The sequence below is a fragment of the Lacinutrix sp. MEBiC02595 genome (genome assembly GCF_053601555.1).
This window is the reverse complement of record NZ_JBSHNU010000243.1, coordinates 663,192-675,994: the sequence shown is the minus strand read 5'-3', so window position 1 is coordinate 675,994 and position 12,803 is coordinate 663,192. Positions and strand designations below refer to the sequence as shown.

10 protein-coding genes are annotated in these 12,803 nt (G+C 32.3%); 9 read left to right on the top strand and 1 reads right to left on the bottom strand.

Annotated elements, in window-relative coordinates; genetic code table 11:
- Positions 1-8: 8 nt before the first annotated feature.
- The 5 genes from fbp to ACVCZW_RS16630 all read left to right on the top strand — a co-directional run bounded on the left by fbp (position 9) and on the right by ACVCZW_RS16630 (position 4,289).
- Positions 9-1,013, top strand: a complete 1,005-nt coding sequence (gene fbp / locus ACVCZW_RS16650; protein ID WP_452230819.1) for a class 1 fructose-bisphosphatase — start codon at positions 9-11, stop codon at positions 1,011-1,013.
- Between the two features lie 72 nt (positions 1,014-1,085).
- The gene (locus tag ACVCZW_RS16645) at positions 1,086-1,448 is read left to right on the top strand and encodes a fructose 1,6-bisphosphatase (RefSeq protein ID WP_452230818.1); all 363 of its coding nucleotides are present in this window, start codon (positions 1,086-1,088) and stop codon (positions 1,446-1,448) included.
- 18 nt (positions 1,449-1,466) lie between these two features.
- Positions 1,467-2,285, top strand: coding sequence for a cell envelope biogenesis protein OmpA (locus ACVCZW_RS16640; RefSeq protein ID WP_452230817.1), 819 nt, complete (start codon positions 1,467-1,469; stop codon positions 2,283-2,285).
- Positions 2,272-2,763, top strand: coding sequence for a Rab family GTPase (locus ACVCZW_RS16635; protein WP_452230816.1), 492 nt, complete (start codon positions 2,272-2,274; stop codon positions 2,761-2,763). The genes ACVCZW_RS16640 and ACVCZW_RS16635 overlap by 14 nt, the downstream gene beginning before the upstream one ends.
- A gap of 11 nt (positions 2,764-2,774) precedes the next feature.
- On the top strand, positions 2,775-4,289 hold the full coding sequence (locus ACVCZW_RS16630; RefSeq protein WP_452230815.1) for an ATP-binding response regulator: 1,515 nt from the start codon (positions 2,775-2,777) through the stop codon (positions 4,287-4,289).
- A gap of 57 nt (positions 4,290-4,346) precedes the next feature.
- Here the strand turns inward: ACVCZW_RS16630 and ACVCZW_RS16625 are convergent, their stop codons facing one another.
- Positions 4,347-4,778 (bottom strand): TerB family tellurite resistance protein, encoded by a 432-nt coding sequence (locus ACVCZW_RS16625; RefSeq protein ID WP_452230814.1) that lies wholly within the window; start codon positions 4,776-4,778, stop codon positions 4,347-4,349.
- Positions 4,779-5,087: 309 nt separating this feature from the next.
- On the opposite strand from ACVCZW_RS16625, the gene mfd reads away from it, so the two are divergent.
- The 4 genes from mfd to ACVCZW_RS16605 all read left to right on the top strand — a co-directional run bounded on the left by mfd (position 5,088) and on the right by ACVCZW_RS16605 (position 12,794).
- Positions 5,088-8,438, top strand: coding sequence for a transcription-repair coupling factor (gene mfd / locus ACVCZW_RS16620; protein WP_452232956.1), 3,351 nt, complete (start codon positions 5,088-5,090; stop codon positions 8,436-8,438).
- A 30-nt stretch (positions 8,439-8,468) separates the two neighbouring features.
- The gene (locus ACVCZW_RS16615; RefSeq protein ID WP_452230812.1) at positions 8,469-9,836 is read left to right on the top strand and encodes a TlpA family protein disulfide reductase; all 1,368 of its coding nucleotides are present in this window, start codon (positions 8,469-8,471) and stop codon (positions 9,834-9,836) included.
- Between the two features lie 183 nt (positions 9,837-10,019).
- On the top strand, positions 10,020-10,742 hold the full coding sequence (locus ACVCZW_RS16610; RefSeq protein WP_452232955.1) for a LamG domain-containing protein: 723 nt from the start codon (positions 10,020-10,022) through the stop codon (positions 10,740-10,742).
- A gap of 210 nt (positions 10,743-10,952) precedes the next feature.
- The gene (locus ACVCZW_RS16605; RefSeq protein WP_452232954.1) at positions 10,953-12,794 is read left to right on the top strand and encodes a cystathionine beta-synthase; all 1,842 of its coding nucleotides are present in this window, start codon (positions 10,953-10,955) and stop codon (positions 12,792-12,794) included.
- Positions 12,795-12,803: the final 9 nt, after the last annotated feature.

Genomic DNA, 12,803 nt, shown 5'->3' with positions numbered 1-12,803 from the left:
AAGCTATTATGTCTAGAACAAAACAAACATTAGGAGAATTTATTATAGAAAATCAAACATCTTTTAAATATACTTCTGGCGAGTTATCTAGACTTATTAACTCTATCAGGTTAGCTGCAAAAGTGGTAAACCATGAAGTAAACAAAGCTGGTTTAGTAGATATTATCGGTGCAGCTGGAGATACCAACATTCAAGGAGAAGACCAACAAAAACTGGATGTTTATGCCAACGAAAAATTTATACAAACACTTACAAAAAGAAATATAGTTTGTGGTATTGCAAGTGAAGAAGAAGATGATTTTATTGCAATTAATAGCCAAGACGAAAACAACCAAAATAAATACATTGTCTTAATAGATCCTTTAGACGGTTCCTCTAACATAGATGTAAATGTTTCTGTAGGTACTATTTTTTCTATTTATAGACGTGTAACTCCAGTAGGAACCCCTGTTACTTTAGAAGATTTTTTACAAAAAGGAGACCAACAAGTAGCGGCAGGTTATATTGTTTATGGAACATCTACCATGATTGTTTACACAACAGGAGATGGTGTTAATGGTTTTACTCTTAATCCGGCAATTGGTACCTTTTATTTATCACATCCAAACATGCAATTTCCTATAGATGGTAAAATTTACTCGGTGAACGAAGGTAATTACGTACACTTTCCTTTAGGTGTTAAAAACTATATTAAATATTGCCAAATGGAAGAAGGTGATAGACCATACACAAGCAGATATATTGGTTCTTTAGTTTCCGATTTTCATAGAAATATGATAAAAGGAGGAATCTACATGTATCCTAAAAGTTCTAAAAATTCGGAAGGTAAACTACGTTTGTTATACGAGTGTAATCCAATGGCATTTATAGCAGAACAAGCAAACGGAAAAGCTAGTGATGGCTATACCAGAATTATGGAAATTGAACCTACAGAACTTCACCAAAGAGTGCCATTTTTATGCGGAAGTAAAAATATGGTAGAAAAAGCAGAAGAATTTATGCAAAACGCTTAAAAATTACTAGTTTAAGTCCTTACTTTTTCATTATTTTTGTACATTACTTTTTTAAACAAAAGCTAAACCATAATGGCTAAAGATAAACTTACAAATAGCAATACAGCAACACACAATTCAGATGTAGAAGCTTCCACCAAAATTGATGCAATAAAACAGCTTATTTTTGGGGAAAACATGCAGGCTTACGATAGTGAGTTTGAATCTGTAAAAAATGACATCCTTTCCAAAAAACAAGAATTAGAAAACTTGGTAGATGACGTTAGAAAAGAATTGCTTCAAAATATAGATAACTTAAGCACCGACATTAACATAAGAATTACAGATCTTGAAAATTCTTTTAATGACAAAGCAGATGCTCTTGATGATAAGAAATTAGACAGAAAACTGTTAGGCGATTTGCTAATGAATCTTGGGGAAAAAATAAGCAAGTAATACAAATTACTAGCACTTATGAATCAAGAAGATAAACTTAAAATTCTTAAAGACATCTTATTAACAGATGAGAGGGAATACGCTTTATCTATTCATGAGAAAATTAAAATTCTTGAAGAAACCATAAATCAAAAAACAAATTTATCCGAAAAGGTAAATCCAATTATTCAAGATCAATTAAATAAATTTGTTCTAGAAATACCAGAAACACTAGGCCCTGCAATTACAGAAGCCTTAAAAACAGAGATCAAAAACTCGCAAGATGCCGTAGTAGAAGCATTATATCCTATTCTTGGTAGAATGATAAAAAAGTACATTCAGAATGAATTTAAACTTTTATCCGAAAAAATAAACGAACAAATAGACAACACCTTTTCTTTCAAAAGTTTTAAACGTAAATTTAAAGCTAAAACTTCTGGTGTTAGCGAGGCCGATTTAATTTTACAAGAGCAACATGCTCCTAAATTAAATCAGTTTATGGTTATTGAAAAAGGGTCTGGTTTACTCATTTCCAAATACTCCAAAACAGATGATATAGATGAAGATATGGTTGCAGGAATGCTCACAGCAATAAAAAGCTTTGTGGAAGATGCATTTAAAAAAAACAATCAAAACCTAGAACTTATTGAATATGAAACCTATAGTATTTATATTCAAAATTTCTCATCTTACTATATAGCAGTTGTGATTTCTGGCATATTTAATGCTACACATAAAAGTGCATTAGAAGACAAACTACTAGATTTTGCGCAAAACACAATAAACAAAACAGATTTAAGTAATAAAGAATCTTTAACTAAAAAATTAAAAGCATATTTTGCTAATGAATATCTCTAAAAAAATAGTTTTACTAGGACACTTTGGCGTTGGTAAATCTTCACTAATAAGACGTTTTGTCGAAGACACCTTTACAGACAACTATAAAGTAACTATTGGTGTACACATATTAAAAAAAGAAGTTGTAATTTCTCCAAAAGAGACCGTTTCTTTAATCCTATGGGATTTAGAAGGTAATGATGATATAACCAACACAAGACCATCTTATATGTTAGGTACTAGTGGTATGATATATGTCTTCGACCTTACAAGACCTACTACCTATGAGCAATTAGAAAGTGATTTAAACTTTATCAAAACAAACTACCCAAACATCCCAGTAAAAGTAGTTGGAAACAAAAAGGATTTAGTTACAAAAGACTTTATTAAGCAGAACAGCGATGTTTTTGGGCCGTTCACCGATTTTTACACAAGTGCAAAAGCAAATACTAAAGTTAATGATCTATTCTCTACATTAGCTAAACAATTAATTTCATAAACTCAAGAATAATGCTTGCAGAATATAAAATAGCGCATGAAAAAGCTATTATTCAATATCTAATTATTGACAAAAAAGGTGTTATCTTAGATTCTGATGACGCTTTCTTCTCAAAGATTACCAAGCAGGACATAACTAGTTTACATCCTTTTTTCGAAAGCATCACCTCCTTATTAGACACAGAAAAAAACCAAGAGTTTCTATTCTCATGTATTCATTTAGCGACAGACAATGAAGACATAATAGCAGATATTACGCTCAAAACTTTTTCTGAAACACATTCGCTAATAATAATTCAAGACTTAACAACGCATTACAGTAATTACCAATTAACTGCGCAAAAGAGAAACGAATCGGTTATAGACTCCCAAATTCTTGAATTAAAAAACAAATATTTACTAGAAAAAGAAGAATTTAAAAATACCTTCATCGCTAATTTTAGTCATGAAATTAGAGAACCTCTTTCTGGTATAGGTACCTTTGTAGATATCTTAGGAAAAACCAATCTAGACTCCGAACAAAAAGATTACTTAAATATTATCAATACCTCTTCCAATCATTTAAAACATATGATTGAAGACATTTTAGATATCTCTAAAATAGAAGTTGGCAAACTTAATCTTGTAGAAGATTCTTTTAACCTTTATGAGTTTTTAGAAGAATTTATTTTTACCTATAAAATAAAAGCCGAAGAAAAAGGATTAACTTTTCTTAATACTATTGGAGAAAAACTACCCGCACAAATCATTGGCGACCCATATAGATTAAAGCAAATACTTGGTAATCTAATAGACAATGCAATTAAATACACCACAAAAGGTAGTATCACTTTACATGTTTCTTTAAATCAAGTAAGAGCAAATAAAGCAAGTATCCATTTTCAAATTATAGACACCGGTATTGGTATAGAAGAAGGAAACCTAGAAAAAATATTTACAAGTTTTACTCAAATAGACAAGAACCAAAGAAACAAAGGCACCGGATTAGGATTAGCCATTGTAAAAAACTTGGTATCGCTAATGGATGGCAATATTTCTATTGATAGCACCTTTAATGAAGGGACTTCTTTAGCGCTAAACTTAAGTTTTAAGTTAGATACCAAAACAAAAGATAAAAAAGTAGAAGTTGCTACCGTAGAAAAACTAGAAAAAGATAAATACCATATTCTTTTAGTAGAAAACTCGGAAATAACGCAACTTTCCGTTCTTAAAATTTTAGCAGCGCAAGGAAAGTTTTATTTAGATATCGTTACCAATCCTGAAAATCTAATTGAAACCATAAAAAACCAAAAGCCAGATGTTATTTTAATGGATATAAATCTACCAAATACGACTGGAGATCAACTTGCCATAGAAATTAGACAACTACCAGAAAAAGAACTCAAAAAAATACCAATTATAGCTTTAACAGGAAAAGTGTTTCCTGAAGATTTAAAACGCTACAAAAAGGCAAAAATAAACGATGTTATTAGCAAACCCTTTGACGAGAAAAGTTTACTAAAAACCATTCGAAAATACTTAAAATAAAAAAAAGGCGAACTATTATATAGATCGCCTTTTTTAATACCAAATAATATAAAATTATTATTTATTCATTGTTTTAATTTCTTCCATAAAAGTATCTAAATCCACTTTATTACTAACTAAAACAAGTGCCTTATCTACTACATATTTCACGTTTTCAGGTTTAAAACCTAAACCAACTGCAATTTTACGCAAAACAAGTTCTTCATTATCTCCTTTAATATGATCCACATAAACCATTCTAGACAAATCATATAAACGCTCTAAACGATTATCGTAAGAAGTTGGAGGATTAATATGGTGGGAAGCATAATCCTTTAAAATTATTGCATAATCCCCTTCGCTAATATCTAAATTTCTAGCTAAACGATCTAAAAACGCCTTTTCTTCATCTGTAATAACACCATCATCCATTGCAACTCTAACAATTGATGCAAAATGGTCTTCATTACGCTTTTTAAATCCACTATCAAATAAATCTGAAATTGACATATATTCTTTTTTTTAAGTGCCACAAAGATAATTAAACAAAACGCTTTTTAAAACATTATTAATAGCTTTTTTTAGGGCATTCCGCTACTTCGCTTAAGCTACGTAACGTCGGGCTTTCCGTTATTAGTTTTGGCTTAAAACGCACACGCGCCAAAAGCTAGACACTGCAATCCCTAATGCATAACATCGGCATCACTTCTCGAGACTTCTACTATAAAAGAAATAGAATTTCATAAAAAACAAAAAAAAACATGCCGCTATTCATGACAAAAAAAATGTAAATACTATCTTTACATAAAACTAAAATACGTGAGTAAAACACTTCTCTCGCAAACCTACGCACAGTCTTCGCAATCGCAAAAACTGCAAACTGCTATTGCCAAAACCGAAACAAAAACACATATTAAAGGACTTATTGGTTCTTCGCTTTCGTTCCTAATTTCGCAAACCTTTAAACAAGCGGACAAACCATTCTTGCTTATTTTTAACGATAAAGAAGAAGCAGCTTTTTACCTCAACGATTTAGAACAATTACTAAACAGTAAAGATGTACTCTTCTACCCAGGAAGTTATAGAAGACCTTATCAAATTGAGGAAACAGATAATGCCAATGTCTTGCTTCGTTCCGAAGTATTAAACCGAATAAATTCGCGTAAAAAACCGGCAATAATTGTTACGTATCCAGATGCACTATTCGAAAAAGTAGTCACCCGTCGTGAGCTAGAAAAAAATACATTAAAGGTTTCTGTAAATGACAATCTCTCCATAGATTTTGTAAACGAAATGCTATTCGAATATAAATTCAAACGGGTAGATTTTGTAACCGAACCTGGTGAGTTTTCGGTTCGTGGAGGAATTGTAGATGTATTTTCCTTTAGTCATGATGAGCCCTATAGAATTGAGTTTTTTGGCGACGAAGTAGATAGTATTCGTACCTTCGATGTAGAAACACAACTCTCTACCGAACAGATTAAAAAAATAAGCATCATACCAAATGTTGCTAATAAATTTTTAGAAGAAAGCAGACAAAGTTTCTTAAAATATATTGCACAAAAAACAGTAATATTTACCAAAAATGCAGACTTAACATTCGCTAGAGTAGATTCGCTCTACGAAAAAGCAGTAGAAGCATTTGAGAATCTTTCCAAAGATATAAAACATGCCGAACCAAAAGAATTATTCTGTAATGCAACTTTACTAAAAAAACAATTTCTAGATTTTAATATCGTAGAATTTGGAAGCACATCTGTCATGTCGAACGCAGTCGAGACATCTCAACCTATAGAATTCAAAACAACACCACAACCTGCTTTCAATAAAAATTTCGACTTACTTATTGAAAACCTGAATAGCAATCATAATAAAGGTTTTACCAATTATATCGCTTGCGTAAGTGAGCAACAAGCAAAACGATTTCATGATATTTTTGAAGACGTAGAACAGGATGTTAGCTATAAAACTATAGTACTTTCTCTGTTTCAGGGTTTTGTAGATCACGACAATAAAATCATTTGTTATACCGATCATCAAATATTTGAACGTTACCATAAATTCCATTTAAAAAATGGGTACGCTAAAAAGCAATCTATAACCTTAAAAGAACTTACAAATCTAGATATTGGCGATTATGTTACACATATAGATCATGGTATTGGTAAGTTTGGCGGACTTCAAAAAATTGATGTCGAAGGCAAAAAACAAGAAGCTATTAAATTAGTGTATGGCGAACGGGATATCTTATATCTAAGCATTCACTCTTTACACAAAATCACCAAGTTCAATGGGAAAGATGGGAAACCACCAAAAGTCTATAAACTGGGTAGTAAAGCTTGGAAAGTTTTAAAGCAGAAAACAAAATCTAGAGTTAAAGAAATTGCGTTTAATCTTATTAAAGTCTACGCAAAACGAAAACTAGAAAAAGGCTATCAATACAAACCCGATTCTTACTTACAACACGAGTTAGAAGCTTCTTTTATTTACGAAGACACGCCAGACCAAAGTACTGCAACTGCAGACATTAAATTGGATATGGAAAGCGAGAGACCAATGGACCGACTAATTTGTGGTGACGTAGGTTTTGGTAAAACCGAAGTAGCAATTCGTGCTGCTTTTAAAGCCGTAGATAACGGAAAACAAGTTGCCGTTTTAGTACCAACAACCGTTTTAGCATACCAACATTCTAGAACCTTTGCAGCACGTTTAAAAGAATTTCCGGTTACTGTAGATTACCTCAACCGTTTTAGAACTGCAAAAGAAAAACGCGAAACCCTAGAAAAACTAGAAAAAGGACATGTAGATATTATTATTGGCACACACCAACTAGTAAATAAAAATGTAAAATTTAAAGATCTAGGATTACTTATTGTAGACGAAGAACAAAAATTTGGTGTCGCTGTAAAAGAAAAACTAAAAACGTTAAAAGACAATGTAGACGTGTTGACTTTAACAGCAACTCCAATACCAAGAACGCTTCAGTTTAGCTTAATGGCAGCAAGAGATATGTCGGTAATTACCACTGCACCTCCAAATCGTTATCCTATAGAAAGTAACGTGATCCGCTTTAGCGAAGAAACAATTCGTGATGCAGTTAGTTATGAAATTCAACGTGGAGGACAAATTTTCTTCATTCATAATAGAATAGAAAACATCAAAGAAGTTGCAGGAATGATTCAACGCCTGGTTCCAGATGCAAAAATAGGTATTGGTCATGGGCAATTAGACGGTAAAAAACTAGAGCAATTAATGCTTTCTTTTATGAATGGGGACTTCGATGTTTTAGTAAGTACCACCATTGTAGAAAGCGGATTAGATGTTCCTAATGCAAATACTATTTTTATTAATAATGCGAATAATTTCGGACTTAGTGATTTACACCAAATGCGTGGTCGTGTTGGTAGATCGAACAAAAAAGCATTCTGTTATTTTATAACACCAGAATATTCTGCAATGACTAATGATGCCCGAAAACGGATTACTGCTCTCGAACAATTTACAGAACTTGGTAGCGGATTTAACATCGCCATGAAAGATTTAGAAATTCGTGGTGCTGGAGATTTACTTGGTGGAGAACAAAGTGGTTTCATTAATGATATTGGTTTTGATACCTACCAGAAAATATTAAATGAAGCTATTGAAGAACTTAAAGAAAACGAGTTTAAAGATTTATACGAAGACGACGGAAAAGAGAAAGAATTTGTAAAAGATATTACTATTGATAGTGATTTCTCACTACTATTCCCTGACGATTATGTCAACAATATTACCGAAAGATTAAATCTGTACACGCAATTAAATAATATTAAAACCGAAGAAGAACTTACCGTTTTTGAAACCCAACTTATAGACAGGTTTGGAGAACTACCAACACAGGTTGTAGACTTGTTCAATTCGGTTAGAATAAAATGGATAGCAACCAAATTAGGTTTAGAAAAAATCATAATGAAAAAAGGCAAGCTCGTTGGTTATTTTATCAACGATCAACAAAGTGCTTTTTACCAAAGTCCAGGCTTCACCAAAGTTTTGAAATACATACAAGCAAATCCGCTAGCATGTAAAATGAAAGAAAAACAAACCAGATCGGGCTTAAGACTATTACTTACTTTTGATAGAATAAACACTGTGGACAAAGCATTAAACGCTTTAAAACCTATTTTGGCATAACCTTTGAATTAGAATAAAAAACCAATTACAATGACTAAAAGATTATTATTTTTAATCGCTTTTTTACCAAGCATTCTATTAGCACAACATACTATTAAAGGAACATTCACTCCTGCAGACGAGTTTAAATTCGCCATACTTTATAAAGTAACCCCAACGACTTCGCTTTATGTAAATAACGCAGAAATCGATAGCATTGGTAATTTTCAATTCAAACTAGATACTACCGTTACAAAAGGGATGTATCGAATCGTTTATGCTTTACCGCAAGACGAGTATAATTTTGACCTTATTTATAATGCAAAAGAAGATATAGAACTAACTTTTAATTTAGACGAAGGCGTAAAATACATAACATCTCAAGAAAACAAATTATTAGGCGCTTATACAGAAAGTTTACAAACGGTTAGCAAAAACATAAATACATATTACTCTAGTAATAAAGAAAGTAAAAAGGAATTCCGTAAAGCTTTTGATGTATTAGCCGAAACTCAAAACGAATTTGAAAAAGCTTCCAAAGGTATGTTAGCTTCCCATTTTATAAAAGCTAGTAAGCCATATATTCCATCAGAAATGGAAGATGCGCAGACGTTCTCCAAAAACTTAAAAGCTAATTATTTTAGTAATATAGATTTTAGCGATGCCACTTTACAAAGCTCTAGTTTTTTAATTGAAACCGTTTTAAATTATGTGTTTACGTTTACAAATCCGATAGACGAAAATCTTGGTTACAAAAACAATGTAGATGCAGTTATCGCAGCAATTGGAGATAATCCTACCATTAAAGAGATTATTACAGAAGTACTTTTTAATCAGTTTGCAGATACTAAAAAAGAGGAAGTTGCAAACTATATTGCAGACCTTTATTTATTGCCAATAGCAAAAGCTAAGAGAGATAACACTTTAATAGAAAAACTTACCGTTTATAAAAATACATCTATTGGTGAGCGCGCTTCCAACTTTACTTTAGAAATCACAAAAGACAAAAAAGTAGCACTTACTAAACTGTATGATTATAAAGAAGCAGCACAATATGTTGTAGTTTTTTGGAGCAGTACTTGTTCGCATTGTTTAGAAGAATTACCAAAGCTACATGCATACTCTAAAACTTTAGAAGAAGGTAAATTAAAAATCATTGCGGTTGCTTTAGAAAATGATATTTATAGATGGAAGGACAAAACCTATGATTTCCCAGAATTCGTTCATGTATATGGCGAAGGTAAATGGGACAACTCGATAGGTAATGCTTACGGTGTTTCTGCAACACCAACCTACTTTATTCTAGATGCGGATAAAAACATCCTAGCAAAACCAGATGACTTTACTGCTTTAGAAACGTTTTATAAAGACCATCCTATTGTTTTAGAGAAAGAAGAAATGGAGAACGAAGATGAATAATATTTAAATCATTTCTGAAAAAACAAACTATAAAATCTTCAACTATTTTATCGCATATTTTTTACTTAACCAAGTTCGCAACCACAATACTACATCTTATAATTTAACAACAGCCTAACAAAAAAAATAGTGAAGTGGTATAATAATTGTTACGTCCTTGTAAGTATAGATAAACCTACCACGATGAAAAACTATTTCTTACTTTTTGGACTACTACTTATAACACTAAACTCTTGTACTAAGGATGACAAGGATGATTTAGCAATCACCGATGCGCACTCTGAAAACCTAATTGCTTACTATCCTTTTAACGGGAACTCTCTAAACGAAGTAAATTTCGACCATAATGGAACGGTTGAAGGTGCTATTTTGACTTCAGATATGAATGCTGTAGAAAACAGCGCTTTCCTTTTTAATGGTGTGGATGATGTAATAAAAATCGATCACCATGCCGTATTTAACTTATCCGATGCATTTACAATTTCTGCACTTGTTAATCCTCAGGAAATAAAAACGCAAGGAATTATTAAAAAAGGAGCTATTGTAAATGGTTCAGGCACTTTGCCTTATGACATTTCTTTATCACAAACTGGCGACATTGTATTTACAATAACTACAGAAAATGGGGAAACAATAAATCAAGTTAGAAAACAAGGCTACCAAACTAATGCATGGTATTTGATAACTGGCGTTTTAAAAGATTCGGAGATGTTGTTATATGTTAACGGAACGCTTCAAGGGTCTCAAAGTATTAACGGGGAAACAAACACAAATGCAGAACCTTTAATAATTGGTTCTAGATTAGGCCTACCCGGTGACACCTTTAAAGGAACTATAGACGAAGTTCGTATTTATAATGCTGCTCTAAATGCATCCGAAGTAATGCAGTTGTATAGCAACCTATAAATTAACTACCACCATTATTGGATTTACTAATTGTTAGCTTCTAGTCTATTTCTATAAAACAATCACAGAATTTCTATTCTGTTTTATTCACAAAATCAAGACCTAGAAAAGACAACTCTATTCGAAAAAACAAGTTAGACAAAACGCACTACAAGACGCCAGAAAAAATCTAATTAACGTACCTTTGCAACCTATTTAAAAGGGAACATTATGGAAGCAAACAAAACACTAATATATATTAAAGAAGTATTAGAAAATATGCCAACTGCTTGGCTAAATCTAACCACCCATCGACTAGATATTTATAACGAAGAATTAGCGAAAACGCAATTTTTAGATCAGTTTGAAACCTTATTTAAAAACAACAACGCTACAAAATCCGCACTAAATGAATTACCTACCGCATATGATTATATTCGTTTAGGTCATCCTTTATCTTGTGTCTTAGAATGGGCAATTGCCAACGAACAAGGACTAAAACCAGAAAGTGTAATTAGTTTTTCTTCGCAAACAGTTCCTGTTTTAGCAATTCTAAGAAAAAATCTATTAGATAATAAAAAGACTCAAATTCTATATACCGATACATTACCTGCCTTTTTTGATGCAGAAGTAATACAACGTGTTTATGGCTATACTTTTGAGTTGAAGAAAGTAGATAGCTCCAAAGATATTCCGGAGTTTAATGGTAGTACTATTTTCCTTTCTAAACAAGATACATGGAATGCTCTAGATATTAATCCAGAGATAGACTTTTTTATTCGTCTTCAAAATCACTTAGGAAGTATTCTAATAATAAATGGCGAAGAAAACGAAAGTTACATTTCCGATATTCAACATGTACGACGAAGAGAGACCATTGCAATGACTCCAGACAATTCGCTTACTGCATTAAAATCACTAGTAACGAAGTCTTCCGTAGAAAACAAACCAAAGAACACAGCAAACAAAACAAGCGTTCTAAATGCTATTAATAAAATCACGAATACCAATACAAAACCTTTAGTTGCTTCTAGCGGATTATCGATTCAGTATGCCATTTTAATGGGATTAGTGCATGATGCATTAGAAAACCACAAAGGAAAAGCGATCAAAATTATTGTTCCTCCAAATTGTTATGGTGGTACCAATGACCAAGCAAGACGTGTTGCTGCTTGTATTGATAATGTAGAAATAGTGGATTTATTAGTCGATGGTGATAATGATATGGTGCAAAGTATTGATACCGTATTAACGCAAATTGCTGCGCAAGATGCTGTTCCTTTAATCATTGCCGAAATTCCTACAAACCCAAGAGTTGAAGTTCCAGATCTTATACAGCTAAAAGAAGCTTTAACTAAAGAACGTAAAACAGCAGCAGGAGAAATTGCAATCGACCCAGTGTTTATTTTAGATCAAACTTTTTGTCCGAATGTGCACTTTTTAGGCGAAGACGACATCCTTGCAACGGTTCGAACTATTTCATTTGCTAGCGGATCTAAATTCCCTAGTGGCGGAAAATGTACTGCTGGGTATTGCGTAGGAAATGAAAGAACTATTGCTTTAATGGAAAAAATTGAAATGCATCTAACGCTTTGTGATAATGAGGCTACCGATTTTCAATATGAAATATTAGCGAAGCAAATGCCTTCTATGAATCAGAGAATCACGGATGCATATAAAAACACGAGAGCGTTTGTAAACTTTATTCATGAAGCATTACCTGGATCAAAAATCAATTTTGTTTCTTCCGAATTAGCAGAACAAGGCTTTACACCTTCCGTTTTTTCATTAGATCTTCCTACCAAAGGAAATACCGATGAAGAAAGAGAAACCTATAAAAGAGCATTGAATTTAAGATTAATTAATTTAATGATTACAGAGATTCCTGATGAGAGTAAATTCTGTGTTAGCTACGGACAATTAAAAGGATGTTATTGGACTATTCCTGCAACCTCAACGCAAGGAACAACCAAAGAAGGCGATAAAGATTATATTGTACGCGCATCACTTTCTCCAAATCTGGATTTAGAATTGCACAAAAAAGTATTTTTGAAATTTGTGGAAAGCATCTAATACACTGGA